Source organism: Burkholderia sp. RF4-BP95 (assembly GCF_001521985.1).
In the GTDB taxonomy this organism is placed as follows: Bacteria; Pseudomonadota; Gammaproteobacteria; order Burkholderiales; family Burkholderiaceae; genus Burkholderia; species Burkholderia diffusa.
This window is the reverse complement of sequence record NZ_LOSX01000026.1, coordinates 65,847-92,321: the sequence shown is the minus strand read 5'-3', so window position 1 is coordinate 92,321 and position 26,475 is coordinate 65,847. Positions and strand designations below refer to the sequence as shown.

21 protein-coding genes and 1 pseudogene are annotated in these 26,475 nt (G+C 69.3%); 6 read left to right on the top strand and 16 right to left on the bottom strand.

Going from position 1 to position 26,475, the window contains the following annotated elements; genetic code table 11:
* Positions 1-10 precede the first annotated feature (10 nt).
* The 3 genes from WS46_RS10565 (at position 11) to WS46_RS10555 (ending at position 2,811) form a co-directional block, all read left to right on the top strand.
* A complete protein-coding gene (locus WS46_RS10565; protein ID WP_059690476.1) occupies positions 11-1,054 on the top strand; it encodes a glycosyltransferase family 2 protein in 1,044 nt (347 codons plus the stop codon).
* Between the two features lie 15 nt (positions 1,055-1,069).
* Positions 1,070-1,453: a GtrA family protein gene (locus WS46_RS10560; protein ID WP_059690475.1), complete on the top strand. Its 384-nt coding sequence runs from the start codon at positions 1,070-1,072 to the stop codon at positions 1,451-1,453.
* Positions 1,454-1,731: 278 nt separating this feature from the next.
* The gene (locus WS46_RS10555) at positions 1,732-2,811 is read left to right on the top strand and encodes a PHB depolymerase family esterase (protein ID WP_059690474.1); all 1,080 of its coding nucleotides are present in this window, start codon (positions 1,732-1,734) and stop codon (positions 2,809-2,811) included.
* 18 nt (positions 2,812-2,829) lie between these two features.
* Here the strand turns inward: WS46_RS10555 and WS46_RS10550 are convergent, their stop codons facing one another.
* Entirely contained in the window at positions 2,830-4,602 is a 1,773-nt protein-coding gene (locus WS46_RS10550; protein ID WP_059690473.1) for a histidine kinase, read from the bottom strand.
* Between the two features lie 82 nt (positions 4,603-4,684).
* Positions 4,685-6,091 (bottom strand): HD domain-containing phosphohydrolase, encoded by a 1,407-nt coding sequence (locus WS46_RS10545; protein ID WP_059690472.1) that lies wholly within the window; start codon positions 6,089-6,091, stop codon positions 4,685-4,687.
* On the opposite strand from WS46_RS10545, the gene WS46_RS35235 reads away from it, so the two are divergent.
* The 3 genes from WS46_RS35235 (at position 6,090) to WS46_RS10535 (ending at position 7,459) form a co-directional block, all read left to right on the top strand.
* Positions 6,090-6,242 carry a hypothetical protein gene (locus WS46_RS35235; RefSeq protein ID WP_156437218.1) on the top strand — a complete coding sequence of 51 codons (153 nt, stop codon included), beginning with the start codon at positions 6,090-6,092 and terminating at the stop codon, positions 6,240-6,242. The genes WS46_RS10545 and WS46_RS35235 overlap by 2 nt on opposite strands.
* Before the next feature lie 78 nt (positions 6,243-6,320).
* A complete protein-coding gene (locus WS46_RS10540; RefSeq protein ID WP_059690554.1) occupies positions 6,321-6,614 on the top strand; it encodes an antibiotic biosynthesis monooxygenase in 294 nt (97 codons plus the stop codon).
* A 110-nt stretch (positions 6,615-6,724) separates the two neighbouring features.
* A complete protein-coding gene (locus WS46_RS10535; RefSeq protein ID WP_059690471.1) occupies positions 6,725-7,459 on the top strand; it encodes an ABC transporter substrate-binding protein in 735 nt (244 codons plus the stop codon).
* 172 nt (positions 7,460-7,631) lie between these two features.
* On the opposite strand, the gene WS46_RS10530 is transcribed toward WS46_RS10535, so the two are convergent.
* From WS46_RS10530 to WS46_RS10465, 14 genes and pseudogenes are all read right to left on the bottom strand, one after another.
* A complete protein-coding gene (locus WS46_RS10530; protein ID WP_059690470.1) occupies positions 7,632-9,098 on the bottom strand; it encodes a hypothetical protein in 1,467 nt (488 codons plus the stop codon).
* A 113-nt stretch (positions 9,099-9,211) separates the two neighbouring features.
* Complete coding sequence (locus WS46_RS10525) at positions 9,212-10,207, bottom strand: hypothetical protein (RefSeq protein ID WP_059690469.1); 996 nt, start codon at positions 10,205-10,207, stop codon at positions 9,212-9,214.
* A 3-nt stretch (positions 10,208-10,210) separates the two neighbouring features.
* Complete coding sequence (locus WS46_RS10520) at positions 10,211-11,518, bottom strand: hypothetical protein (protein ID WP_156443115.1); 1,308 nt, start codon at positions 11,516-11,518, stop codon at positions 10,211-10,213.
* A gap of 3 nt (positions 11,519-11,521) precedes the next feature.
* Positions 11,522-12,913 carry a hypothetical protein gene (locus WS46_RS10515; protein WP_059690467.1) on the bottom strand — a complete coding sequence of 464 codons (1,392 nt, stop codon included), beginning with the start codon at positions 12,911-12,913 and terminating at the stop codon, positions 11,522-11,524.
* A gap of 39 nt (positions 12,914-12,952) precedes the next feature.
* On the bottom strand, positions 12,953-13,999 hold the full coding sequence (locus tag WS46_RS10510) for a hypothetical protein (RefSeq protein ID WP_257129955.1): 1,047 nt from the start codon (positions 13,997-13,999) through the stop codon (positions 12,953-12,955).
* 56 nt (positions 14,000-14,055) lie between these two features.
* On the bottom strand, positions 14,056-15,852 hold the full coding sequence (locus WS46_RS10505) for a hypothetical protein (protein ID WP_059690465.1): 1,797 nt from the start codon (positions 15,850-15,852) through the stop codon (positions 14,056-14,058).
* 58 nt (positions 15,853-15,910) lie between these two features.
* Positions 15,911-17,383, bottom strand: coding sequence for a S8 family serine peptidase (locus WS46_RS10500; RefSeq protein ID WP_059535977.1), 1,473 nt, complete (start codon positions 17,381-17,383; stop codon positions 15,911-15,913).
* Positions 17,380-18,201: a hypothetical protein gene (locus WS46_RS10495; RefSeq protein WP_059535974.1), complete on the bottom strand. Its 822-nt coding sequence runs from the start codon at positions 18,199-18,201 to the stop codon at positions 17,380-17,382. Before WS46_RS10495 ends, WS46_RS10500 begins: the two co-directional genes overlap by 4 nt.
* Positions 18,198-18,461, bottom strand: a complete 264-nt coding sequence (locus tag WS46_RS10490) for a hypothetical protein (RefSeq protein WP_059535972.1) — start codon at positions 18,459-18,461, stop codon at positions 18,198-18,200. Before WS46_RS10490 ends, WS46_RS10495 begins: the two co-directional genes overlap by 4 nt.
* A complete protein-coding gene (locus WS46_RS36010; RefSeq protein WP_059690464.1) occupies positions 18,458-19,576 on the bottom strand; it encodes a hypothetical protein in 1,119 nt (372 codons plus the stop codon). Before WS46_RS36010 ends, WS46_RS10490 begins: the two co-directional genes overlap by 4 nt.
* Before the next feature lie 70 nt (positions 19,577-19,646).
* Complete coding sequence (locus WS46_RS10480) at positions 19,647-23,429, bottom strand: N-acetylmuramoyl-L-alanine amidase (RefSeq protein ID WP_257129954.1); 3,783 nt, start codon at positions 23,427-23,429, stop codon at positions 19,647-19,649.
* A gap of 9 nt (positions 23,430-23,438) precedes the next feature.
* Positions 23,439-23,837: a DUF3467 domain-containing protein gene (locus tag WS46_RS10475; RefSeq protein ID WP_059535966.1), complete on the bottom strand. Its 399-nt coding sequence runs from the start codon at positions 23,835-23,837 to the stop codon at positions 23,439-23,441.
* 161 nt (positions 23,838-23,998) lie between these two features.
* Entirely contained in the window at positions 23,999-24,961 is a 963-nt protein-coding gene (locus tag WS46_RS10470; protein WP_059535964.1) for a sigma-54-dependent Fis family transcriptional regulator, read from the bottom strand.
* Between the two features lie 478 nt (positions 24,962-25,439).
* Positions 25,440-26,390 (bottom strand): annotated as a pseudogene (locus tag WS46_RS10465) (LysR substrate-binding domain-containing protein).
* Between the last annotated feature and the right edge of the window lie 85 nt (positions 26,391-26,475).

Here is a 26,475-nt window from a genome sequence, read left to right as displayed (position 1 = left end):
GGAACCCATCATGCGCGAACCACTCTACACACCGCTCGTCTCGCTGGTCGTACCGTTCTACAACGAAGGCGAGGCCGTCGAACGCTTCTTCGACGCCGTGATTCCGCTGATGGCCGAACTCGATTCGATCCGCTTCGAAATCGTCTGCGTGAACGACGGCAGCCGCGACGACACCCTCGAACGCCTGATCCGGGTCAGCATGACGGACCGCCGCGTGCGCGTCATCGATCTCACCCGCAACTTCGGCAAGGAAGCGGCGCTGACGGCCGGCCTCGACGAAGCGGCCGGCGACGCGGTGATTCCGCTCGACGCCGACCTGCAGGACCCGCCGAGCCTGATTCCGGTGATGCTCGAACACTGGCGCGACGGCGCGGAAGTCGTCGCCGCGAAGCGCAGCAGCCGCGCGTGCGATTCGTTCGCGAAGCGCACCGCCGCCGCGATCTACTACCGCGTGCACAACATGCTGTCGGACGTGAAGCTGCCGGAGAACGTCGGCGACTTCCGGCTGATGGACCGCAAGGTCGTGAACGCGCTGCGCAGCCTGCCCGAGCGTCATCGCTTCATGAAGGGGCTGTTCGCGTGGGTCGGCTACCAGACCGTGATCATCGAGTATCAGCGTGAAGCGCGCAGCGCCGGGCACTCGAAATTCTCCGGCTGGAAGCTGTGGAACTTCGCGCTCGAGGGAATCACGAGCTTCAGCACCGTGCCGCTGCGCAGCTGGACCTACATCGGCCTCAGCATCGCCGCACTCGCATTCCTGTACGGCGCGTTCATCGTGGGCCGCACGCTGCTGTTCGGCAACCCGGTGCTCGGCTATGCGTCGCTGCTGTCGGTGACGCTGTTCATCGGCGGGATCGAGCTCGTCGGCATCGGCGTGGTCGGCGAGTACATCGGACGCATCTACGACGAGTCGAAACAACGCCCGGTCTATCTGATTCGCCGCCGCTACCAGACGCACGCCAAGGTGATCGAACTGCCGGTCGCGCGCGATACGCGGCGCCCGAACGCACGCCGCCGTGCGCAGCCGGCACGCGTGCGGGTGGGCGAGCGCTGAGCAGCGGAGGCAGCGATGTTCGACCTGCTTTATGCCGAGCGCGTGCGGCTGGCGCGCTTCGGCCTGTCCGGACTCGGTTCGACCGCGCTGCACATGCTGGTCGCATCCGCGATGTACGCGCTGTTCGATGCGACTCAGGTGATCGCCAACGCCGTCGCGTTCGTCTGCGCGACGGTGTTCTCGTATCTCGCGAATACGCTGTGGAGCTTCTCGTCGACCGTGCATTCGCGCAGCTTGCTGCGCTATCTGACCGTCGCGCTGGCCGGCTTCGCCGAAACGATGCTGCTCGCGCGTGCGGCCGAACTGCTCGACATGCCGCGCGGCGCGGCGATCGTCGCGATCGCGCTGTTGATCCCGCCGACGATGTTCGTGATGCACCGGCTGTGGACGTATCGATAACCGCAGGCAGTGGGGTCAAAGCATTCACCGATTGGTCACGGAACCATCGCACCCGAGGCGAGCGACGCCTGCTAGCATGATGCGTGGCCGGCCTGAATCGGGGCGCAGGGTGCGGGGTTCCGTCGATCGGTCGCTTCCCTGTGTCGGCCGTGCCGGAGCACCTCGACGCGGATGCTTCCCGCGGCACGCATTGTGCGCTGCCCCCGCATTCGCCCGCCATCCAGCGGCCGGCTTCGCCGCATGCTGTCGCACGCCCCCCGCCGGCACGAGATCCGTCCATGCCCAGGAAAAAATCCAGCCTCTGGCTACGCCCGTTCGATCTGTTTTCCGCCGCGACGAGTACGCGACCCAAAAGGAAGACGACCAAACCGGCCACAGCGGCCAAGCGCGCCGCCAACATACGGCCCCCGCGTCGCCCGGGTTCGACGACCGCCGCGCGGACATCGCCGCACCAGGCACCCGGCACGTGGCTGCGCTCGTTTCACTCCGCGCGCCCGGCCGCCGGCCGCCTCGTCAACCATCTCGCGTACGCGCTGTACCTGCCAGCCGCCTCGGCGCCGAGCGACGGCATGCCCGTCGTCGTGATGCTGCACGGCTGCAAGCAGACGGCCGAGTCGTTCGCCGCGGGCACGCGCATCTGCCGCATCGCCGAGCGCGCCGGGTTTGCCGTGCTGTTTCCCGAACAGGCGAAGACCGCCCATTCGCATCGCTGCTGGAACTGGCATGGCGATGCGTCGCAGTCGGAGGCCCCGGCGATCGCGTCGCTGATCGATGCGATCGTGCAGGCGCGCGGGTTCGACCGCGACCGAATCTACCTGGCCGGCATGTCGGCCGGCGCAGGGCTCGCGGCACGGCTGGCGATCGAATCTCCCGACCTGTTCGCGGCCGTCGGCCTGCACTCCGGTCCGGCCATCGCGCCGCCGTTGTCGACGATGGCCGCGATGAGCCTGATGCGCCGCGGCCTGCACGACGATCCAATAGGCGTCGTCGACGCCTGCGTCGACGTACGCGCTTATCCGGGGATGCCCGCGCTCGTCGTGCATGGCGGACTCGATACGGTCGTCGCCGAGCAAAACGCGCGGCAGCTCGGCGTCGCGTTCGCGCGGATCAATCGGCTCGTCGACGAGCACGGTGAACTGCGTGTCGGCGAGCAACATACGTACGCGCACGACGACGCGGATTACACCGACTATCTGCGCGGCGGCCGGCTGATCGTCCGCGTCTGCATCGTGCGCCGTCTGGCGCACGCGTGGAGCGGCGGCGATCCGCGCGAAGCGTTCCACTCCGCGACGGGGCCGGACGCGACCGCGATGTTCTGGAATTTCTTTCGCAGGCGGCGGCGCAAGCGGGCGCTGTGACGACGCGTCACCTGTCGCTCACGCCCGTTGCTCGACGGCCGCCGCCGCATCCGCGCGGACATCCGCGCGCCGGATCGGCAGTCGAACGCAGAACGTCGTGCCGCGCCCCGGCTCGCTCGTCACGTCGATCGTGCCGCGATGGCGTTCGACGATGCCATGCGACACCGACAACCCCAGCCCCGTGCCCTGCCCGACCGGCTTCGTCGTGAAGAACGGATCGAAGATCCGCCGAACGACGTCGGGCGTCATGCCGGTTCCGGTATCGCTGATCGCGATCGACACCTGTTCGCCGTCGCTCGACGTGCGGATCGTGATCACGCCGCGCGTCGGAATCGCATGTGCGGCGTTGACGAGCAGGTTCATGAATACCTGGTTCAACTGCGACGGAAGGCATTCGACTTGCGGCACGTCGCCGTACTCGCGGACGATGTCGGCCTTGTACTTGAGTTCGTTGTGGACGACGTTGAGCGTGCTCTCGAGGCCCGCGTGAATATCCACCACGCTCCACTCGCCGCTGCCCGGCCGCGAGAAATCGCGCAGGTCCTGCACGATGCGCCGCACGCGCACCGCGCCGTCGATCGATTCGTCGATCAGCGTCACGATCTCGTCGCGCACGTAGTCCAGATCGGCCGCGACGCGCATCGCCGTCAGCGCGGCGCGCGTTGCCGGTTCCAGTTGCGTCAGCGCGGCGTCATGCGCGGCGACGACGTCGAGCAGGCTTCGCACCCACGTCCTCAGCGTATTGAGGTTCGCGCTGATGAAGCCGATCGGATTGTTGATCTCGTGCGCGACGCCGGCCGCGAGCTGGCCGATCGACGCGAGTTTTTCCGATTGCAGCAACTGCACGTGGGTTTCCTCGAGCGCCCGCAGCAGGCGCCGCTGTTCGTCCTTCTCCTGTTCGAGCCGACTCTGCGCCGCCCGGCGTTCGTCGATCTCGGTCGCCATGTTCTCGCGCGTGCGTTGCAGCATCGCCGTCGTCTGCTCGTAACGCTGCAACGCCGCTTCGAGTTCCGCGGTCCGCAATCGCACCAGCCGTTCGAGCGTGTCCGTCATGCCGCGCAGAAAGGTCGTGCGCGCATCGAAGCGGCAGACGAGCAGCGTGACGATCAGCGTCGCCATCGTGAACAGCGCGATGGTCGTCGCGAGCCACGGCGCGTCGATGCCGTTCGCGGCGCCGCAGCGCGCATCCGGCGCGAAATGCGCGGCCGCCATCGCCGTGTAGTGCATGCCCGTGATCGCGATGCCCATGATCAGCGCGGCGCCGATGCGTTGCGCGGTCGCATGACGAGCCTGTTGCGCACGCAACGTCTGCGCCATCCAGAGCGCGACGGTCGACGCGATCACCGCGACGCCGATCGACGCCGCGAACAGCGCGGGATCGTAGCGAATGCCCGGCGCCATGTGCATCGCGGCCATGCCCGTGTAATGCATTCCGACGATCCCGGCGCCCATCAGCATGCCGCCCGCCAGCAAGCGCCGTCGCCCCAACCGCGCGCGCGTGACGACGTTCAGCGCGAAATACGACACGAGCACCGCAATCGCCAGCGATGCGCCGGTATCCGGCAGCGCATAGCCGAGCGGAATCGGCAGCGACAGCGCCAGCATGCCGACGAAATGCATCGACCAGATTCCTGTGCCCATCGCGGCCGCGCCGCCGGCCAGCCACGCGCGCTTGAGCGTCGGGTTGTCGAGCAGCGAAATGAATGCGGCCAGATCGAGCGCCGTATAGGAAGCCAGCGTCGCGATGACGAGCGACAGCAGAACAAGCAGCAGGTCGTAGGTGCCATGCATGATCGAGCGCCCCGGTCGAATTGAACGCGATGCCGCGACGCGCGGCCGATCGCGCGCCACGGTCGAGCCGTCCCGCGCAACGTCAGTCAGGCGGCGTGCCGGCGGGCGCCTGCGTCGACGCGGTGGTGCCGGTCGTCACGAGAATGTCGAACGTCGTGCCTTCGCGTGCCTCGAAACGGCGAACGAGTTCGATCTGGTGCCCCGACATCACGCTGCCCTTCGTCATCAACAGCACCCCGCGATGCGTGCGCAGATCGTCGGCGAGCTGCATTCCCTCGCGCAACTGCTCGGACCGGATCTCCGCGACGGACGCCGCGATGCGCAGGCTCGCCGGATCCCGCATCAGGTCGATGAAGCGCGCGACGAGCAGCGGGTCGTAACGCACGCCGGCCTGCGAGTGCAGCACGTCGATCGCCTGCTCGACCGAATGCGGCGAACCGATCTCGCCGTTGCGCAACCCTTCGAAATCGCGCGCGATCGCGACGATCCGCGAGCCGAGCGGAATCGCGTCGCCCGCGAGCCCGTCGGGCGTGCCGCGTCCATTGAATCGCTCGTACTGGTGCAGCACGATCGACGCGACCTTGTGCAATTGCGCGACCGGCGTGAGCACCATCTGCGCGCGCAGCGGGTGTTGCTGGAACAGGCTGTGTTCGTCCGTGGTCATCTTCACGAGCGGCTTGTGCAACAGCTCGTCGGGCAGCGACAGCTTGCCGATGCCGTGCAGCAGTCCCGCGAAATACACGTCCTGCGCGTGCAGGCTGCTCATCCCCGCCGACAGCGCGAGACGGCGCGCGATCTCGCCGACGCGCATCGCATGCCCGCTCGCCGATCCGCAGCGCATCTCGATCATGCTCGCGCAGACCTGCACCATCGCGGTGAAACTGCTTTTCAGGTCATGCTGCGCCGCTTCGAGAAACATCACGGTTTGCCCGAGTTCCTCGGTGCGCGCGCGAACCTGCGTTTCGAGTTCCGTATTGAAGCGGCGCAGCGTTTCGTTCTGCGCTTCGGTCAGCGCGGCCAGCCGCGCGGCCTCTGCCCGCAGGCGCCGCTGTTCGAGCGCCTGCTCGATGGTCATCAGCAGGTCGTGATCGTCCCACGGCTTGTTCAGGTAGCGATACACGCCGCCTTCGTTGACGGCCTCCACGATCGACGCGACGTCGGAATAGCCGGTCAGCAGGATACGCATCGTGTCCGGGTACAGCGACCGGGCACGGGCGAGAAACGCCGCGCCGCTCAGGTTCGGCATGCGCATGTCCGACACGATCAGGTCGACTTCGGTCGCAGCCAGAATGTCGAGCGCGGCTTCCCCGCTTTCGGCGGTCAGGATGTCGTAGCGCGCGGGCCGCAACACCCGCTTGAGCGCGGACAGCACGCTCGGCTCGTCGTCGACCAGCAGGATCGACGGCGCGGCGACGGGGTTGTCGGATACGGCTTCGGCGATCGTTTCGGGTGGTGCATCATTCGTTCCGTTTATCGCGGATGTGGTCATGGCTGTCCTCGGATTGTTTATCTTCACCACCTCTGTGACATCGGCGCGTGGCGCGTATTCCACATTGGGGAAAACGCTGATTCGTATGAGCCGTTCGGCGGCATCCCTCGCGCGGTCGGCCGCGCGCGAGCCGGTCATCCGGAACGCGTGACGCCGACTTCCGGTATCGTTGCGGGACGCGTCGATCATGGCGCGCCCCGTCGCATCCTTCATCCCGCATGGAGCATTCATGATTCTGGAAATGGCATCGCTCGAAATCGATCCGTCGCAGGCCGAGCAATTCGAAGCGGCAGTTCGCCAGGCACTTCCGCTGTTTGCCCGCGCGCGCGGCTGCGGCGGCGCCGAACTGCACCGCGTGATCGAGCGCAGCGGCGGCTATCTGCTCGTCGTCAAATGGGAGACCGTCGACGATCACATGGTGCATTTCCGGCAATCGGACGACTTCCAGGCGTGGCGGCAACTGGCCGGGCCGTTCTTCAAGAGCCCGCCGCAAGTCGTGCATACGGAAGTTGCAGTGAAGTAATCGCGGCGAAGCCACAGCCGCGACGCGCCACCCGATCCGTCGCGGATGACGCCGCCTCGGCGCCCTGGCCGTTCGCCGTTCCGGCCCATCCGATTCCTTACGAGCCTTTCATGACCGTCGATCCCTCCGTCCGCTCCGCATTCATCCCGACCGGCAAGCTGCGCGCGTCGATCAATCTCGGCAATCCGATCCTCGCGAACCGCGACCCGGCCACGGGCGAGCCGTTCGGCGTATCGGTCGACCTCGCGCGCGCGTTTGCCGAGCGGTTGTCGGCCGAGCTCGAACTCGTCGTGTTCGACACCGCCGGCAAGTCGGTGCAGGCGCTGACCGAAGAACGCGCCGATTTCGGCTTCTTCGCGGTCGATCCGCTGCGCGGCGAAACGGTCGCGTTCACCGAACCGTACGTGCTGATCGAAGGCTTCTATCTGGTGCGCGACGATTCGCCGATCCGCGGCAATGCCGACGTCGATCAGCCGCACAATCGCGTGACCGTCGGCAAGGGCAGCGCGTACGACCTGTTCCTCACGCGCGAATTGAAAGCCGCGCAGATCGTGCGCGCGCCGTCGTCGCAGGCCGTCGTGTCGACGTTCGTCGAGCAGCAGCTCGAAGTCGCGGCGGGCGTGAAGCAGCAGCTCGAGGCCGACGCGGCGAAGACCACGGGCCTGCGCCTGCTCGGCGAGCGCTTCATGGTGATCCGCCAGGCGATGGGCGTACCGAAGAGCCGCGGCGAAGCGGCCGCCGCGTTGCTCGGCGCGTTCGTCGAGGAGATGAAGGCGTCGGGCTTCGTCGCGGATTCGCTGCGGCGGCATGGCATCGTCGGTGCGTCGGTCGCACCGCGCGCCTGATCGACGCATACGTCAAGTGATCCTCACGATGTTGTCGCGCCAGATCGGCGCTGCCAGTCGACGCCCTCGCGCCACCTCGTATCCGACACGTCGCTCGCGCGGCTGAACGTCGTCATCGACGTGCTTCGGCGCTGCACGGGATGTCGCCAATGGCTGCCGCCGTGCATGTTCATCACGCTGCGCGATGTCCCGCCGCCGTTGCGCCGGCCGGCGATCGAGGCGCGGCCGTCGCGGGGTGCGCGGGCGACGGGGACGCCGCGGCGCCCGGCCTGGCCGGCGGCTGCGGCGCGGGCGCGGAAGCAGACGCCGAATTCGGCGACGAGGCTGAAGAGGTCGAAGAGCCCGAAGGTGCCGACGAGCCCGGCTGGCTCGCATGCGCGCCCCCTGCCGAGCCCGACGCCGCGGGGCCGACAGGCGGCGGCGCGCGCAGTCCGCCGTCCAGCGAAGTCCGGCGAGCGGCCATGTCGGCCTGTTCGGCGCTGCGCTGCGCGGTGCGATCGGCGGACAGGCGCGCCGCTTCGGCATCCGGATTGATCGTGTTAACACGGATGCGTTCGATGTCGCCCACGCCCGCCAGCCGGTTCAACGGCACGTAGTCGGTGCGAAACACCAGTTCGACGCCGCTGCTCAGGTTGACGTCGGCGTGCGAACTCTCGGTCGTCTGGGTTCGGTCGGTCGACACGTAGCCGATCGTGCTCTGCACGTTGGCCTCCGCGCCCCAGGGCCCGAAGCGTGCGCCCCCGCTCACCCCCACCGTGTTGCGCGTGTCGAATTGCGAGCCGCGGTCGTTGGCGGCGGCGCTGCTCGCGTCGATATGAAAATTCATCGCGGCGTTGAGACGCCCGCTCTCGATGACGATGCGCTGCAACCCCATCTGCACCATCGTCGCGAGCAACTGCTGGCGGTTGCGGGCCAGCACCTGCTGGGCCAGCGGCACCAGACGCTCGGGATCGGAGGCCGGAACCGCATCGCCCGGCCCCAATCCCAGCGCGCTGCGCAACGCGGCTTCGGCCGGCGGGGTCGCGCCCGGGCGCAACGCCAAACGGGTCGCGGCATCGCGCTCGGCCTGCAGCTCCTGCTGGCGCTGATGGCGCTCGTCCGGCGGCAGGCCCGCCAGTTCGTCGGCGTCGTCCGCGGCCTCGTCGTCGCCGGTGACCTCGTAGGCGGTGGGGAAATGCTCGGCCAGCCATTGCCGCGCTCCGGCGATGCCCACGTTGCTGTCCGCGAAGCCTTCGGTGGTCTGCGCGACATTGCGGATCAGGTCGACGAACGCGGTCAGCTGTTGCTGGTTCGAATCGTTCATCGCCTTGAAGACGCCCGTGATCAGCTCGGTCACGAAGCGCGGGAACGACACCGCGTTGAGCACCGCCCGGGTGGTGCCGGCCATCCGGTCGATGGCGGTGCCCGAATACTCGGAACCCGCATTCTGCGCAACGGCCAGTGCCGTGCCGGGGCGCGCCGCGAGTTCGTGGTGGTCGAGCGCGATCGAGCCGATCCGTGCCAGTCCGGACGCGAGATCGCGGCGCATGGCCGGATCGAGCGCGCCGAAACCCTGCTGCGCGGACAGCAGTTCGCGGACACGGTGTCGAACGTCGGGCCGCGGCACCGGCGAACGCGCAAGAGGTGCGCTTGCCGCCATTTCAACCGCTCCGCCGCATGGCGTGCGGCCGCGATGGCGACGGCACGCCTGCCGCCGTCGGTTCCCGGATTGCGCCGCCCGTGTCGCGACGGCCTGAGCAGCGCGGTTTCATGTCAGGTTCCGAGTGCCGCCCACGAGTTTGCCGGCGCGGCCGGGCGCGAAGCCTGCGGCACGGCGCGGCCGTCGTCCGAGGCGGAACGCGCCGCGCCGTCGGGCTTCTCGCCGAGACTGAGCGTCGCCTCGATCCAGTCGGCGGCGGAGGCGATCACCGGATTGTCCGTGCTCAGCAGCGGCGACGCGGCGCCCAGCCCATCCGCGACGTCCGCCAGCCACGCGATCACGGTCATCCCCGCCTTGCCGCGCCGCACATAGGCGGCGGGCGAGCGCGACGGCTGGCGCGAGAGCCGGTCGATGCCGGCGACCACGCCCCAGATGTCGCGCGCGGCGAAGCCTTGACGCAGGTCGGCATGGCCGAGGATCGCGAACGCGTCCCTGAGCATGCCGACGATCTCGCCAGCCATGAATGCGGTCACGCCGGTGCAGGCGGCGCCGAGGTTCTGCGCGAGAGCGCGGGCGGCATTGCGGACCCGCGCCTGCTGCCCGAGATCCCCGCGCGGGTCGGCGCTTGGCGTCTCGTCGAGCTTGTAGAGCGCCTCGCAAAGCTCGAGCATGCACTCCTCGAACGGGACGTTGCGCTCGGCATCCGCCGCGGCCGGGCCGTACGCAGTGCCAAACAATCGCGAATAGAACGCCGCGCGTTCGCCGGCCGCCAGCTTCTCGGCGCGGTGGCGCCACCAGTTGACGACCAGCGGCGCCGCGCCGCCAAGGTCGACGCCGACGGCACCGCTTGCGGACAAACCGGCGAGCGCCTCGACCGCGGGGATCACCCCCGCGGACTCGAGGTCGGCCGCCAGATAAAGCGACGCGAGCGCCCGCAGTTGCGCCTTGTCGATGCGTGCGGCAACGGGATCGGGGATCGCGATGTCGCCGAGTTCGTCGAGCGCGAACGCGAGGCCGTGTGCGGTCGCACGCTCGACGAGCCGCTCCCCCGACCGGATGGCCGCCGCAAGTCCGGCATCCGCCGGCGGGGCGATGAACATGCGCGCCATGATTCAGTGCTGCCCGGCGGGCAAACCGGCGGCGGGGGCCGGTTTGTTGGGGTTGTACGGCGTCGAGTTGCCCTGGATCACCGACATCATCTCGGGCGTCGCCATCTTCTCGAGCGGCAGGTAGTCGCTCTTGAAGTTGACGCGCACCTCGCCCGAGAGCTTTGCTTTCACCTCGGCCTTCGATTCGCTCGTGTCGTCGAGCGCCGATCCGACGGTCGCCACGTGTTCCTGCTGCCCCTCGAACGCGGCGTCGGCGGAATACGGCGTGTACCAGCTGCCGTAATGGGCGTTGAGCGATTCCTTGTATTTCTGGCTTTCGCGGTCGTGCATCGACGCGGTGTAGGTGCGTTTCGCGGTGTCGCTCGCGCGCATGTCGAATACCACCTTGGCGTTGATCGACCCGTCGGTGACGACGATGCGATTGATGCCGAGCATGACCATCGACGACAGCAGCTGCTGGCGCTGCTTCGCCATCTGCAGGCGCGCCGCGGTGACGAGGCGCAGCTCGGATTTGTCGTCGGACAGGTCGGTCACCGGCGGATCGAGGTTGTAGTTCCGGCTGATCTCGGCAAGCCGCTGCTGCGCGTTGTCGCCCTGCGCCACCAGCCGCGTCGGGGCCGCCGCCGCGGCCGCGCCGGCGCTGTCCGCGTCGAACGCGTCGGCGCCTTCCTGCGCCTGCACCGACAGCACGTCCGGGAACGAATCGGCAAGATAGTCGCGGCCGGCGCCCTCGCTGATGTTGTCGCTCATGAACTGCGCGGTGGTCTTGGCGACGTTGGCGATCAACTCACCATACGCGCGCATCTGCTCGATCGAGCTTTCGACGATCGCCTGGAATACGTTCTTGATCAGTCCTCCTACGAATTTCGGAAAATCGACCTTCTGCACCATCTGGCCGAACTGCTCGACGCCCTGCTTCACCGCACCGGCCTGGAAGTCCTTGCCGGCGAAGCCGGGATCCTGCGCAAGCTGGCGCTTGGTCGCGGTGACGGGATCGTCGGCCAGCGTCGCGGCGGCCGGCGCCGGCTGCGGGTGCGGCTGCGCGATCGGGCGCGCGAGGCCGGTGGGCGGCAGTTCGCCGTTCGCCTCGCGCTCGGCGATCTCGGCATGCACGCCGTTCGGATCCGCCAGGTAAGCGAGCACCCGCACCGTATCCGCGGCGATGCGGCGGCGCTCGTCGTCGGGCAGGTCGAGGAACGACGGAATCGCGGTCAGCAGGCGGCGCACCTCGGGCCGCGTCGCGTCGAACGCGGCGGTGCTCGTGGGCGGCCGCACCGGGTGAAGCGCGTCGGGGGAAGCGGGCGGGCGCATGGCTCAGTTTCCCTTGGCCGCCGCCGGAGCCGGAGCCGGAGCCGCCGCTGCCGGGGCTGAAGCCGCCGCGGGTGCGGCCGCGGCCGGCGGCGTTTTCGGACTGGGCAGCACGTTGGGATCGGCCGGCGTCGCGTTGCCGGTGATGGTGGCGATCATCTGCGGCGTCGCCATCTTGTCGAGCGGCAGGTAGTCGCTCTTGAAATTGACATCGACCGCGCCCGACATCTGGATCTTGGTCTGCATCGCCGCGTTGCTGGTTTCGGACGCGGCAGTCGACGCGGTGACGATCGGCTTGTTCTCGTATTCGTAGTCGCCCTTCGCGTAATAGTCGGCGCTGTACTGGCGGCCGTTGTCCTTGTCGTTGCTGGAATCGTACTTGCCGCCGCGATCGTAGGTGCCCTTGCCCGCGTAGGTCGACTGGACGTTGCCGTCCTTGTCGCGTGCGAGGTCGACCGCGCTGGCGCTGCGCTGCTTGGTGAGCGTGTCCTGCGCGCGCACGTCGTAGATGATCTTCGCCGAGATCTTGCCGTCGGTGACGACGATGCGGTTGATGCCCATCAGCACGATCGAGGCCAGCATCTGCTGGCGCTGCTTGGCGAGCTGCATCTTGAAGCGGTTGACGATGGCCAGCTCGGAGGCCTCGTCCGACAGGTCGAAGGTGTCGCCGTCGCCCATCTGCAGGCGGGCGCGCACGGTCTTCGACGCCTCGTCGGGGTCGACCCCGTCGCGCACCTGCACGCGCGGGCTCGGCGTATCGCCGCTGTCGTCCATGCCGATCTCGAACAGGTCGGGAAACTGGCCGACCATGTGATCGCGCGCCTGGTTCTCGGTCACATGTTCGTCGGCGAACTGGCCGAGCGATTTCGCCACCTGCGCGATCATTTCCTGATACGCCTTCATCTGCTCGATCGAGCTGTGCGTGATCGACTGGAACACGCCGCTGATCAGGCTGGCGACGAAGGTCGGAAACTTGACCTGGTTCAGCAGCTCGCCCGCGACCGCCGCGCCCTCGCGCGCGGCCGACGCGGTGAACTTGGACTTGCCGATGTCCTCGACTGCCTTGTTGTGGACGTTGAAATCCTGCTCGTGCGCCGAATGATCCGTGTTGTCGTCGAGCGCGCGCGCCGTGGCGGTGCCCAGCCCGCCCGGGATTTCATTGCCGGCAAACCCTTCGGGCCGGGCCAGATAATCCGCGATCAACGCGGTGTTGCGGGCGATGTCGCGGCGATCGTTGTCGGGCATCGCGTTGAACGCCTGCGACCGGGTCAGCATCTGCGCGACGCCGTGGCGCACTTCGTCGGCCGGCACCGGCACCGGCGGCGTGTGGCGCGGGGCGGCCGCGGCGGCGCGCGGCGGCGGCGCGATCGGCGTGGAACGGGCAGCTTGCGGGAACATGGCGACCTCGCAGGAAACGCGTGACGAAGTGATTCGGATTCAGCCGGCCTGGGCGAACGCGTCGACAGGCAATTCGAACTCGATGGGGCGCAGGTAGAGACTCACCCGTGCCGGGCAGGCCGCGTCCGTGCGCAAGCTGATGATCGAGAAGCGGCCCGGCCAGTGCGCGTCCTCCGGCGTGAACGCGCCCATCCATCGCTCGAGCGCCTGCAGCCCGCGCGGACGCTCGGCGAGCCCCATCGTCAGCAGGCTGAGGAACGCCGGCGGCACGTCGGGAATCGCCGAGAGCAGCACGTAGAGCTCGAAATCCGGCCCGTCCGGACCGAGCCCGAACGCGAGCAGCGCGCCATGCGGCGGCAGGTCGAACCGCCCGCCGAGCACCAGCCCCAGAAGCTGCATGATGCCGGGAAGCCGATGGCCGATGCCGAGCGCGTCCATGACCGGCTGCAGATCGGCGAGCCGCAGCGCCCGGGTGCACGCGAACGTGAGCCGCTGGCCGCCGAGATCGCGCTGGGCCGCCATCGTCGTAAAGAGCGGCTTGAGCCCGGGCACCATCCTCAGCGCGGCCTGGACGATGCCGGCCAGGTCGCGGGGCAGGTTCTCGATCGTGCCGGCGTCGCCGGGCAGCTCGTAGTACACCTTGGACGCATAGAGCCCGTCGCGGTCGTAGCTGGAGCCGAAGAACGCGCCGTAATCGAGGTTGCCGCCCGGCCGCGCGAAGCCGCGGAACGGCTCGCTCGCCTGGTCGAACCAGTGCAGCGCTTCGCGGCCGATGAAGTCCCGGATCAGCTTGCGCATTTCGCGGGTCGACTCGTCGCGCCGGTCGATCGCGGACGCCTCCGGCGGCAGCGGCTCGATCGTGAAGCGCAGCTTGCCCGGCTGGCTTTCCGAGAAGCTGGGCTCGAACGGTACCGCCATCGGCATCAGCGCGTTGTCGCGAAACCGCAGATCGTCGGCGCCGTCGCCGAACGTGCGCAGGAACAGGTCGCGCGACGGCGCGAATGGATCGGCGGTGCCAAGGCTTCGCGCGGCGCTTTTCAGGCGTCGTTCGACCCGGGCGACGACCGGTTCGCGGGATGTGGTCATGGGCATGGCTCGGCTCCGGCAGGGTTCGGGAATGGCGCAGCGCACGCGACGCCGGTTCAGTGCGGACGGTTCGCGTAATAGCTCGCCCCGTTGTGCGTGCCGACGCCGTAGCCCGCCTTCACCGGCACGCCCGCCCCCAGGCCGATGCCGGCGCCGATATCGCCGACGCCGTCCAGCATCTCGCGCGCCATCGCCGGGATCGGCACGGGCTTCGACGTCATCTGCGGCGCCTCGCGCGGCTGCGAGAACTGCTCGATCTGCGTATCGGTGGTCGCGGTATCGGCCAGCCACAGCTCGCACGCGTTGACCAGGTCGTAATCGGTCGGGTCGACGGTCGACTTGTGGTTCGACGAGACGTCGGGGTTGGCGATCTGGTCGATGCTGAGCAGCGGGCCGGTCGCCTTGTTGACGCGATCGACGTTGTTGGCCAGCCACGCGGTGATGATCGTGCCGCAGGTCGCCAGCGTGCGATAGCGCGAGCTGGTGCGTGCGCCGCCCAGATCGTAGGTCGCGACCTGGTCGATCACCTGCCACATGTCCTTGGCGCCGTAGCAGCCGCGGATCTCGGGGTCCTGCAGCAGGTCGATCATGAACTTGACCTGCGACTGGATCTCGCGCGCGGCGTAATGCGCCATGCCGTAGCCGTGCAACGACAGGTTGCCGGCGAGATCGCGGGCGGCCTTGCGCACCTGCTGGTGGTTGATCGGGTTCGGCACGCTCGCGCGCAGCAGCGAGTCGACTTCGGTCTGGCGCACGAACGACGAAACCGACGACACGAAGCGGATCCACAAGTCGTTGAATTCGCGGTTGCCGGCCGTATTCGGATCGCCGCCCGGCACGCCGAGCGTGATCGCCGCGAAATTCTTGCGCTCCTGCTCGGAGATGCGGTTCGGCGTTTCGCGCCAGTAGCGATAGAGCAGCTTGCCGGCATTGCCCGGGCCGATCGGCAGCGTGCCGTGCTGGAACTGCTCGACGATGCGGTCGACCACCTGGAACACCTTGAGCTCGTCGAACATCGCGGCGACGATCATCGGGCCCATCACGCGCACGTTGTCGGCGACGATGTTCGCGTCCTCCAGATCCTCGAGGTTCGGCAGGTCGATGCCGAGATCGGCGATCGCGTCCTCGCCGCCGATGTTCTGGACGGTGTTCAGCTCCTCGTTGATGCGGCGACGCAACTGCGGTTCGTCGGCCTGGATCTTGCGCGCCTGCAGGCCGCGCATCACGCGTGCGAATTCGGTGGTGACCACCCCCGGCTGCTCGCCGCCGCGGCCGTCGGGATCGCCCTCGATGCACAGCAGCGCCAGCACCCGCTGCGCCAGCGCGCCATACGAATTGGCCTCGCCCACCGCCGCGAAAAACTGGCGGGTAAAGGTGTTCATCAGCACGTTGTCGTCGTCCGGCACGATCTTGCCGTCTACGACCTTCACGGGCGGCGGCGTGGCCCCGTCCACCGCGAGGATGCCGAGCACCATCGCGACCAGCGTGATCGACGCGGGCTCGGGGTCCGCGCCGTTCGCACCGTTGGCGCCGCCCACGCTGCCAGGGCCGAACACCAGCTGGCCCTTGTCCTCGGTAAGCAGCGGCGGGTTGACCAGCGACTTGCTGGCGAGCAGCTCGCGGGTGGCGACGAACAGCGGGTCGCAGACCTCCGTCTCCTCGCCGGACGACGTCTTGCTGCCGTAGACGACTTCGAGAATGGCCTTGCACAGCGCGAGCTGCTCCCGCTCGGCGGCGACCGGCGGCCGCTTCAGCGACTCGAGCCGGTTGACGATATCGACCAGCCCGTCGCGTGCCCGGGTCTCGAGGTCGACGAGGTCGAGGAAGCGGACTTGATTGTTGACATGAAACATTTAACTTCTCCTTGAAATCCGGTCGGTTCGGGGGAGTGAACGGGATCCGGTGCGCAAGTCAGCCGTCGTCGGCACGGCCTTCCTTGCCCGTGCAACCGTCGTCGCCCGCCGCGTCATAGGCGTCGATGCGGCCGGACAGCCCTTGCAGCGCCGCCGCCGCGTCGAGAATGCCGGCGCCGCAGCCGTCGGCCGCGCCGGGCGCGAACGGGCGCGCGGCGGCAACGAGCAGGTCGCGCACCGTCGCGCCGTCGAGCGGATAGGCGCGACGCTGCGCGTATGCGACGAGCAGCGCCGCGGCGCCCGCGACGAACGGCGCGGCGAAACTGGTGCCGGTCGCAAGCTGATAAGCCTCGATCGCGGTCGTCAGCACCTGTTCGCCGGGTGCGCACAGCGCGACGTGCGGGCCGCGCGTCGAGAACGGGGCCGGCCGGCCGTCGTCGCCCACGGCGCCGACCGCGATCACCTGCGGGTAGGCGGCGGGCCAGTAGCGGCTCACGCTGCCGTTGTTGCCGCTCGCGGCAATGAGGATGCAGCCGCGCGCGGCGGCGTACGCGACCGTGTCGGCGTGCGGTTTCGGGCGGTTGGCGGCGATCGTCGCATCGTCGGTGCCGAAGCTCATGTTGATGATCTTCGCGCCGAGGTCGACCGCGAGCTTGAGCGCGCGATCGAGATCGGCGATCGCGCCGAGCCCGATCGCGTGCGCCTTGCCCGGCAAACGGGCAGCGGCCAGCGCGCGCATCGGCAGGATGCGGCAGTCGCCGCCGAGCCCGCGCGGCATCGCCACGCCCTCCGCCGCGATGATCCCCGCGCAGCCCATGCCGTGACCGACGAAGCGGTCTTCGGGAAAATCGCCGCGATGACCGTGACCGCTCAGCAGTTGCACGCCCGGCGACAGATCGCCGGGCTCCAGCCGCACCGTATCGGCGCCCGCGCGGAATGCGTGGGCGAATTCGGGATGCTGGCGGGCGATGCCGCTGTCGATGAGACCGACCGTGACGCCGCTGTCGCCCGGCTCGATCGCGTGCGCGTCGGCCATGCGCACCAGCGCGCGCGCATCCTGCGCCACCCGCGCGGCCGGCGGCACGGGCGCCAGGCGGCCGGGCGCGTCCATCGGGACCGTCGCCACGTAGTTGGGCGTCACGCTTTCCACGGTCGCGAGCTGGGCGAGCGCGTCGCAGAGTTCGCCGATCGGCGTGCCGGCCGGCACGCGCAACAGCAGCGTGCGGGCCATCCCCGTCATCTGTTCGATCGCGTCGTATCCGAGGTGCGCGTGCCCGGGCACCCAGCGCCCGGCTGCCGCGCTGAACGGGCGCACCGCGAGAAAGCGGCCGGCGAACGCGGCCACGATGCGGTCGACCGGGCCGCCGTCGATGCATTGCGCGGCGGCCAGCGCGCCGCGCGTCACGTCGCGGATCGACGGCACGTGCTCGGGCGCTTCGCCGAGCGCCAGCTTGACGAGCAGACTGGTCGGCAGGCTGAACTGACGCTCGCCGGGCGATGCCCAGGGCGTGCCGAGTGCATGGATCGTCATGGCCGCGCCTCCTCCTGACCGGGAACGGCCGCCAGCGTCATGGGCCTGGCCGCGGGCGCGGGCGTCGGCGCGAATGCGCTCAGGTCGAACGCCAGCGCGGCAGCATGCCGGCTCGTCGGCGAGACGGCGAGTTCGCCGGCCCACTGGTCGCGACCGGGCGCGAGCAGCAACTCGTCGTCCGTCGATTGCAATACCGCGACCGGGCGATTGCCGATCCGCACCAGCGGCGCGTGCGTGCCGTTGACGAGGTTGCGCCCGATCACGCGCAGCAGCGGCGACGCGTCGGGCTGCGCATCGGTGGCGGGCGCCACGGGCTCGACCCGCTCGACGCTCGGCGCGGACGCCCGGTCGAGCGCCCGGCGCAGCCGGTCCACGGACAGGTTGGTGACGCGGCCGATCGCATGCACCATGTCGCGCTGTTCGGCCTGCCGGAATTGCCGGACCGTGCGCACGCCGGCCCATTCCAGCCGTTTGCGGTCCTCGGCCGAGAGCTCGTCGCCCAGCGCGTCGAGCGGCTGGTCCTTGCTGTCCTCGGACAGCGCGATCGCGTTTTCCTCGATCGCCGGCCGCGTGATGGTCGTGAAGACGAGATGAAACGTGCTGCTGTCGGTGTCGCCCGGGCCGGCGGGGCGAATCCAGACTTCGCTTTCGACGAATTCGACATGGGCGCGCAAGTCGAGGTTGACGTCCTTGATCGCGAAGGTCAGCGGCAGGTTGAGGTTGCGCGCCTTGATCGCCATCGCCGCCTGCGCGTTGTCGAGCTGGCTCTGCACGGCCTGGATGAAATCCTCGAGGCGCAGGCTGGCGTTGCTGTTCATCGCCCCGCTCCGTCGATCGGCACGGCTTCGAGGACGATCGCGAGCCGCGCCGGCTCAGGATCGAAGGCCGTGCGGGTCAGGAACTGCGGCAGGTCGCCGACCAGCTCGATGCCGTCGGCGCCCCGCGCGACGCGCAGGTCGAGCGGCAGCTCCATGGCCACCGAGCGCACCCGCAACCCCTGCGCCGCGCCCGCGGTCAGCTGTTCGGCAACGTCGGCGAACGCGCCCAGCGTCTCGCCCAGCGGCCGCGGCGAAATCATGTCGGTTCTCCCCGGGCGGATGCGGGTCGCGTGGCGGGAGCGGCCGGTGCGCCAGGCACGGCGGGCGTCGCGGACGCGGCCGGCAATGCCGGCGCGGCGGCCGGCGCCGGTGTCGCCGCAGGCGCGAGCACGGGCGCCGCCGCCGGTGCCGCGGGCGGGGTGCCCGTCGCCGCCGGCGGCGCGATCCGCGCCGCCGGCCGGCTGTGGCGCTCCAGCAGATTGCGCGACGCCTCATCGACGAAACGGTCGAGCGGCAGCGTCTCCGAGGCGAAATTGATGCTCACCTTTCCGGTCAGCGTCGCCTTGAGATCGGTGTCGGTCTGCGCATTGACCGCGACGGTCGAGACCGTGGTGACGACATCGCCCGACGTGCCGCGTCCGCCCCAGGTCGTCTGTCCCGACGACGGGTCGTTCGACGTCGCGTACTGCACGGCGGCCCGGTCGCGCGCCTTGGCCTGGAAATTGAGGCTGGCCGCGATCGTGCCGTCCTTGACCACGACCCGTTGCATGCCGAGCAGCACCATCGTCGACAGCGTCGACAACCGATGCTGCGCGACGCGCTCGCGGGCGTGAGGCAGCACCACCGATTCGAGCGTCTGGGTGTCGAACGCGCCGTCGGCCGCACCGAAATCGGCGAGCCACGCGGGCGCGGGCGTCGTGTCGTCGTCGCCGGGCCGGGCCACCGGCGCGAGGCGGTATTCGCCGCCGTCCTGCACCAGCGTCACGTCGTGCGGATACTGCTCGACCAGCCATGCGCGCGCCTGTCCGTCGGTCACGTTCTCCTGCGTGAACTGGTCCAGCGGCTTGGCCACCGCGCCGACCAGGTCGGCGAAACTCTCCACTTGCTTGATCGAGCTGTCGACGATCGCGTCGTACGTGCCATGCACCAGGCTCGCGACGAAGGTCGGAAAGTCGATCGCATCGGCCAGCGCCGCCGCACGCCGGCCGATGGCGTCCGTCGCCTTCTCCTTGGGCGGCGTCGACGCGCCCGGGGCGCCGGACACCCCGCCGCCGGCCGGCGCCGCTTGCGGCAGCACGCCGTCCTGCCTGCCCGGGTCGCTCGATCCGGAGCCGTCGACGATCTCGCGGCCGAATGCGTCGCGAGCAAGTGCCACCGCGGGCGTTACCGCGCCGCGTGGTGGCGGAGGGGGGATGAGGCGGGCCATCGCGCGTGTCCCTCGAGGGTCAGGCAGGTTGCGGTTCGCGCGGCGCGGGCTGCGTGCCGCTTGCCGGAAGCGGCGGCGCGCCGTCGGCGCCGTGCACGGTCTGGAAGCGGCCGTCGCCGTTCAGCACCACCTCCGTCACCCCGACCTGCTCCTCCTCGCCGGCATGCCGGAACGTGGTGGCGATGCGCAGCGTGACACTCGCCCGCTCGGGGGTTCTCGAACCGCGGCCGATATCGGCGCGCACGAATGCGGTCCAGCCGTCGAGCATCTGCCCCTGCGCTGCGGCAATCGTCACGTCGCCGACCGCGCCGCCCTGCCACGCCCAGTCGATCGACACCGGCGCCGAGGTGCGGCCGCTCGGCCCGTCGATGTACGGCCAGTCGTCGAGCGTGATGCGCTGACCCGGCATGCGCGGCTGCCCCGCGCCGCCCGCCAACGCGTTGGCGGGCTGGACCAGCCCCGCCAGCTGCGCGAGATCGTAGCTGCGCCCGTCGCGGCTCTCGGTGCGCCGGGTCAGGGTCACGCCGAGGCCGAATTCGCCGCCTGCCGACGGCGGCTCGATGCCGAGCGCGTAACCCGCGCCCGCCGCGCTGCCGCGATTGATCGTGTGGCCGAACGTGCCGCCCGAATGCATGAGCTGGATCACGCCGATGCCGGCCGCCGCCTCGAATTCCGACACGAAATCCTCGTAGGTCATGATGTAGCGGCTGCCGGTCGCGTGGGTCGGCGGCAGGGTCCGCGCGCCGGGATGGCCCGGCGTGCCGACCACGCGGTCGAGCGGATCGGTGATCCGCACGAAATACGCGTCGCCGCTGCGATACATGCCCGTCACCACCACCGCATGAAAGAAGTTGACCGGCGCACGCACGACTTCGGCGACCCAGATCGGCCCGTTCGCCTCCAGCAGCCGCCGAAAGCCTTCGGGCGCGAAGCACGCGTTGGGCTCGACGGTGAGGGTCGACGCGGCGGCGAACCCCGCCACTTCGGCCGGCGCCAGACCGTCCCGCATCTGGCGCTCGAGGCTGATGCAGCGCGCCAGCAGCGTCGGATCGACACTCTGGTTGTCGCGCCAGCCGAGCACCATCGACGCGGCCGTCGCCCAGCACCCCATGTCGGTGGGCTGCGGGGTCATCTGCACGTCGTCCCAGTTCACCGTCCAGTCGTCGGCCCCCAGCGCGCGCGCGGCGCCCGGCGCGACCGCCAGCGCCTGGCTCATTCCGAAGAAGCCGCGGCTCGGGATCGGCGCCTTCAGATGGCCGACGTATGCAAGCGTTCCAGGGGCCATCGTGCCGGTCGACAGGCTGGCGAGATCGCCCGGCGGCACCCAGTGAGGCGGCACGGTCACGATCGGCCTGCCGGCGTCCTGGAACGACTGGGCGACCAGTTGCGAGCAGAAGAAGTTGTCGGTGTCGGCGCCGTCTCCGAGTTCGATGCGGCCGACGAAGCGGCGGCAGCGCTCCGCCGCGTCGCCCGACAGCAGGTCGCACGCGCGACGGTCGATCAGATAGCTGCCGCAGCGGACCAGCCCGACGTAGTTGAAACCGCGATCGAGATAGCGCGCGGCGGCATCGGCGACCTGCCGCTGCTGCGTATCGGTCAGGCCCGGCACCCGAAACGCGACCGCGAGGCGCGCATCGGCCAGCGCATCCGCGAGCGGACGCAGCTGAACGCCGCCGGGAATCGCCTCGATCACCTGCCCGCCTTGGCCGACGTAGAGCATCGCGTGGCTGACCTCGGCGCCGGAGCCCGCGCGAATGACGCCGGAGCCCGGATTGCCGGTGGTGCTGAGAATGATGTCGCCGATCTCCAGCGCGTCGGTGCCGATCGACAGCCCGCCGACCCCGGGGTCGAGCGGAATGTCGTCGCCGAGGCCGCGGGCGGCGAACCCCAGCGCCTGGCCGGCCGCTTGCGGCTGGCAGGTGCGGCTGGTGACCAGCCGCATGAAGTAGTCCCAGTCCCAGTTGCCGTCGGGGCACGCGGTATGGCCGGTCGAGGTGTCGGCCTCGCGATGGCCCATGATCGTCGTGCGATTGATCGGCAGTTGATATTTGTCGCACAGCGACGCGACCAGCGCGGCCGAGGTTTCGTACTGAAGCTGGGTCGGCGCCAGCGCGTCGAAATGCTGGACGGTGCCGTTTCGACGCGGGTAGTCGGCGCCGCCGCGCTTCACCGCGATGTGTTCGATGCCGATGCTGCGCTGGTTGGAGCCCTTGCAGTGCCACGCCGTGTCGGCCTCCGAGACGAACTGGACGACTTCGCCCTCCTGCCCGACCAGGTAATGCGCACTCACCTTCGAGGTGGCATTGGTGAAGGTATTCACCACGCGCTGGACGGTGGGTACGTCGGCGATGTGGATGATGATGCGGTCGATCGTCTTGCTGCCGCGTCCCTCATCGAAATTCGGGCTGGCCGCGGTGCGCGTGACGAGGCTGTTCTCGCGCGCGCCCAGCGCCAGCGCGCTGGCCGTCGCGGGCGGCTCGGCGCCCGCATCGTCGTCGCTGTACGGCGGCGTATCGATGCCGTAGGCTTCCGGGTCGTCGCTCAGGGCGCGCGACCACGCGAGCGCCGACGACGTGGCAATCGTGCCCGCCGCCGCACGCGAAACACCGACGAAGATGCTCACCGGGCTGCCGACGCTGACGCCGGCCGACAACGTGACGCCGACGAATTCGCCGCGGGCGTTGAACAGCGCCGAGATGCCGCCCGCCGCGCTTTCGCCGACCATCACGCCGGCGGTCGTGCCGGTGCCCGAGAAGTCGTCGATATGGCCGCGCAGCAGGCTGATCTGGCCGGTGAGGCTCGCCGACACGATGTAGCCGAAGTCGAGCTCGCCCGACACGAACACGCCGATGTCGTCGCCATTGGCGTCGAAGATGACGCCGACCGCGCCCGAGGCCCCGGATTCCATTCCGGCGCCCGCGCCCGCGCCGATCGAGACCGACAGGCCGTTGCGCATCGCGACCGGCAGCAGCAGCATCAGCGACGCGGTGGCCGGATTCGCGCTCAGGATCGCGCGCAGCGCGGCCCGCTCGACGGTCGACAGCTTGCGCGGCCGCGGCCACGTAAAACTGCGTCGGTCGCCGGCGATGCGGAACTCGGCATCGTCGCTCATCCCCTGCGAGACGGGCGCCGGCGCGGCGGCGGGCGCCGGGTGCGCGGCCGGTACCGGCGCCGGTGCCTGCGGCTTCGCCTCGACGGGCGTCGCGGCATTCAGCGGCGGAAGCGGACCGAACCCGTCGTCGTAATGGACATCGTGGTGCGGCGCAACGGGTTCGACGGCCGGCCGCGGCGCGGCGGAAGCGGCGCCCGGCGCGGCAGGCGCCGGTACGGCGGTCGCGCCCGGCCGCGTGCCGTCGCCCGCCCAGTTCAACAGCGGACTCCTGGCGGCGGCGCCACCGCGCGTCGGGAACACGCGGACCCTGCGCAACCCGCGATCGCTGAGCCCCGACAGCGACACGTACGGGCTGTCGGCATTCGGCAGCACGTCGATCGTCCACGCGTCGGCATCGGACGAAGCGGCCGTGGCGAGACCGAACCACAGACGGCCCGCGCCCACGAAGCGCGCCAGCACCGCCGGCGGCACCATGTACACCGCTTCGCCGCGCGGGATCGCCAGCAGGCCGTCCTCGCGGCTGGTGTAGAACGTCGACGACGTGCGCCCGTCCTTGCGCGTGAACAGCGCGGGATCGGTGGCGATCACCAGTTCCGCGACGCACGGCGCGTGGCCGACGCGAATCGTGAAGCCCAGCATCGGGAAACGGTCGGTCAGGACCATGCGGTTGGGATGGAGTTGCGCTGCCATGTCGTGTCCTCAGCTCTGGTTTTGATCGGGCTCGTCGCGACGGCCGCCGAGCATCGGCTTGCTGCGCGCGTCGATCGCGCGCCGCTCGAATTCCTGCGGGGGAAGAATCGCCAGATCCGTTTCCGGTTCGGCGATGTCGGGGATGGCGTGGTGGGTCGCCTCGAACTGGGCGATCGCGCTCGCCAGCAGTTGCGCGAGCAGCTTGGCGTGCACCGGGCTGACCGCGACGCGGCTCATCAACTGGACGTTGCCGGACTGCGGCTCGACCTGCCCGGCATCGATCAGGAACTCGAACGCGTTGTGCCCGACCTCGAAATAGTTTGCATAGCTGGCGAGCAGCGGCCGTGGCTGGCCGGCCGGCTGCGCCGGTTCCGGCGGGGCGTCCTGGAGTGGCTCGATGACGTGCACGACGGCCTCCTTGCATGGCGACGGGCGGTCTGTCCGTTCTGCTTCGCAAGGAGCGGGCCAATGCGCATGCGCCGACACAAGCGCTTGATTTGGCGTGGAATTTCCCGACCGGAGCGGGATTCGCGAATGCGGCGGGGCTGTACCATGTGACAGCCCGGCTGTCACACCGAGGCAGTGTTGCCGGCGTCCAGGTTGTACTTGGCCAGCTTGCGGTACAGCGTCATGCGCGACCAGTTCATCTGGCGCGCCGCCTCCATCTTGTTCCAGTTGGTCTGGCGCAGTACCGAGACCAGCCGCTCGCGCTCGTGCTCGCCGGCCGAGAAATCCTGCAGGAACAGGCGGCGGAATGCCGGCGGCAGGTCGCCCAGCCCGAACGGACGCCCTTCCGGCGCATCGACGAACAACGCCTCGACCAGGTTGCGCAGCTCGCGCACGTTGCCCGGCCACCGGTAGTGCCGCATGCATTCGAGCAACGCCGGATCGGGCCGCCCCACCCGCATCGCGCGCCGCTGGTTGTGCTCGGCGACGAAGTGATCGACGATCGACGCGATGTCCTCCGGCCGCTCCCGCAGCGGCGGGATCTCGATGCGCGCGACGTTCAGGCGATAGAACAGGTCGGCGCGGAAACGGCGTTCCGCGACCAGGTCCTCCAGACTTTCGTTGCTGGCGGCCACGATCCGGACATCGACCGGGCGCCGGCGCAACGAGCCGACCGGCATCACCGTGCGGTCCTCGAGCAGGCGCAGCAGCTTGGCCTGAACGGCGGGCGGCATCTCGCTGACTTCGTCGAGGAACAGCGTGCCGCCGTCGGCCTCGACGAAGCGGCCGGGAAACGCGTTCTGGGCGCTCGTGAAGGCGCCGCGCTCGTGACCGAACATCTCGGACTCGAACAGGCTGTCGGGCACCGCGGCGCAGTTCACAGCGATGAACGGCTTGTCGGTTCGCGGGCTGAGGCGGTGGACGGCGGTGGCGACGCGCTCCTTGCCGGTGCCGGTTTCACCGGTCACGAGCACCGTCGTATCGGTCTGCGCGACCTTCGCCAGATAGCGGCGCAGGTCGGCCATCGCCGGGCTCGAGCCGTGCAGCCCGAGTGACGTCGCGTGAATGCCTGCGGTCGTGTTCATGCGCGCGCCGTTCGGCTAACAAACCGCTGACGGATGACGCGCAGCCCCGATTTTCATCGCCACTTCCCCCGGTGGATGTTGAGGAACAAGGCAAGCATCCTCTATGGCGATTGTCGGCACGCGTTTAATTAGTACTGTGATGCGTGTTGAATGGATGAGCCGCGTGTCTCGGCGCCGGCCGATAATCAGTGTAGTTTCAATATCGCGCTTCGTACAACCTGCCGACGGTCGATGTTTGCGCGCGGACGGCCGGCCGCCGGTGCGCGGGCGATCCGATCGACTCGGGCATGCTCGACGTAATGGCGAAGGTGTGATGTGTGTGTCATGTCACGCATGTTCATCGATCCGTCAGCAATCAGCATGCCGAACGAAATGCCGAGCGCGGCATTGGAGAATGCGTATCGTTCACGCGGCGCGCGCGGAGACTTCGCACACCGCATCCGCGGCGGCCGTCCGCGCATTCCGCTCACCCCGCCCGTCACGACGGCGCGGATTCGCCCTCGCGCAACGTGATGCCCGTCCACGCGCCGCTCGCGGCCAGTTCGCCGACCAGCTCGACGATCGTTTGCCGCACGGCGAGCGCGGCGGAATTGACCGGAGACGTGTTCGACCAGCACAGGCTGGCAGGCCGGCGAATTTCCGGCTCGACGATCCGGCGCATCCTTGGCCGGCCGGACGGCTCGCGCGACGCCAGCGCGGACGCCGGCAGGATCGTGCACGCGAGCCCCGACTGCGCGAGCGAGATCATCGTCGGCAGCGAATCGATATCCGCGATGACGTTGAGCGGCACGTCCTCGCGCGCGAATGTGCGTTCGAGCAGCAGGCGCAGCCCGTTCTGCACGCCCGGCGCGACGAGCGGCACGCCGGCGAGCGACGCGAGTGTGCACGTGCGCGTGCGCGACGACACCGCGCCGCCCGGCTCGCCGAGCAGATACAGCACCTCGTCGAACAGCGGCATCGCGGTGATGCCGGTGGTGTTGGATTCGCGGAACAGGATCGCGAGGTCGAGCCGCCCGTTCGCCAGCAATTCGTTGATGAAGCCGCTCATGCTTTCGAGGTACTGCAGCCGGATGCCCGGATAGCGCGCCCTCACCCGTTCGAACAGCGGCACGGCGAGGCTCGCGGTCATCGTGGTGGGAAACCCCACCGCGACCGTGCCCGACTCGCTGCCCGCGCCTTCCCGCACTTCCTGGCGCAGTTGCTCCATCTGCCGGAGCACGAGCCGCGCATGGCGATACAGCGCCTATCCGGCCGCGGTCGGCTTCACGCCCTGCGGGCTGCGCACCAGCAGCGTGACGCCGATGTCGCCCTCCAGCTTCGCGATCTGCTGGCTCAGCGACGGCTGCGCGACGAACAGTTTTTCGGCCGCTTTCCCGAGGCTCCCGTATTCAACGATGCTGACGAAGTAACGGAGCTGGCGGATGTCCATGGCGGGTTGGTCGATGCGAAAAAGTCATAGGGTACCCCTATGACCGGCACATTCAAACGGTATTTCCGCCGCGCGCGAGCTTCAC

Bases quoted from the DNA above. Each gene is read 5' to 3' on its own strand.
- WS46_RS10490 (WP_059535972.1), bottom strand. From the start codon at position 18,461: ATGATTTCGCCGCGGCCGCTGGGCGAGACGCTGGGCGCGTTCGCCGAC.
- WS46_RS10495 (WP_059535974.1), bottom strand. From the start codon at position 18,201: ATGAACAGCAACGCCAGCCTGCGCCTCGAGGATTTCATCCAGGCCGTG.
- WS46_RS10515 (WP_059690467.1), bottom strand. From the start codon at position 12,913: ATGTTCCCGCAAGCTGCCCGTTCCACGCCGATCGCGCCGCCGCCGCGC.
- WS46_RS35235 (WP_156437218.1), top strand. From the start codon at position 6,090: ATGGCTGTCCTCGGATTGTTTATCTTCACCACCTCTGTGACATCGGCG.
- WS46_RS10565 (WP_059690476.1), top strand. From the start codon at position 11: ATGCGCGAACCACTCTACACACCGCTCGTCTCGCTGGTCGTACCGTTC.
- WS46_RS10520 (WP_156443115.1), bottom strand. From the start codon at position 11,518: ATGCGCCCGCCCGCTTCCCCCGACGCGCTTCACCCGGTGCGGCCGCCC.
- WS46_RS10550 (WP_059690473.1), bottom strand. From the start codon at position 4,602: ATGCATGGCACCTACGACCTGCTGCTTGTTCTGCTGTCGCTCGTCATC.
- WS46_RS10500 (WP_059535977.1), bottom strand. From the start codon at position 17,383: ATGACGATCCATGCACTCGGCACGCCCTGGGCATCGCCCGGCGAGCGT.
- WS46_RS10505 (WP_059690465.1), bottom strand. From the start codon at position 15,852: ATGTTTCATGTCAACAATCAAGTCCGCTTCCTCGACCTCGTCGACCTC.
- WS46_RS10560 (WP_059690475.1), top strand. From the start codon at position 1,070: ATGTTCGACCTGCTTTATGCCGAGCGCGTGCGGCTGGCGCGCTTCGGC.
- WS46_RS10555 (WP_059690474.1), top strand. From the start codon at position 1,732: ATGCCCAGGAAAAAATCCAGCCTCTGGCTACGCCCGTTCGATCTGTTT.
- WS46_RS10535 (WP_059690471.1), top strand. From the start codon at position 6,725: ATGACCGTCGATCCCTCCGTCCGCTCCGCATTCATCCCGACCGGCAAG.
- WS46_RS10525 (WP_059690469.1), bottom strand. From the start codon at position 10,207: ATGGCGCGCATGTTCATCGCCCCGCCGGCGGATGCCGGACTTGCGGCG.
- WS46_RS10470 (WP_059535964.1), bottom strand. From the start codon at position 24,961: ATGAACACGACCGCAGGCATTCACGCGACGTCACTCGGGCTGCACGGC.
- WS46_RS10510 (WP_257129955.1), bottom strand. From the start codon at position 13,999: ATGACCACATCCCGCGAACCGGTCGTCGCCCGGGTCGAACGACGCCTG.
- WS46_RS10480 (WP_257129954.1), bottom strand. From the start codon at position 23,429: ATGGCAGCGCAACTCCATCCCAACCGCATGGTCCTGACCGACCGTTTC.
- WS46_RS10530 (WP_059690470.1), bottom strand. From the start codon at position 9,098: ATGGCGGCAAGCGCACCTCTTGCGCGTTCGCCGGTGCCGCGGCCCGAC.
- WS46_RS10540 (WP_059690554.1), top strand. From the start codon at position 6,321: ATGATTCTGGAAATGGCATCGCTCGAAATCGATCCGTCGCAGGCCGAG.
- WS46_RS10545 (WP_059690472.1), bottom strand. From the start codon at position 6,091: ATGACCACATCCGCGATAAACGGAACGAATGATGCACCACCCGAAACG.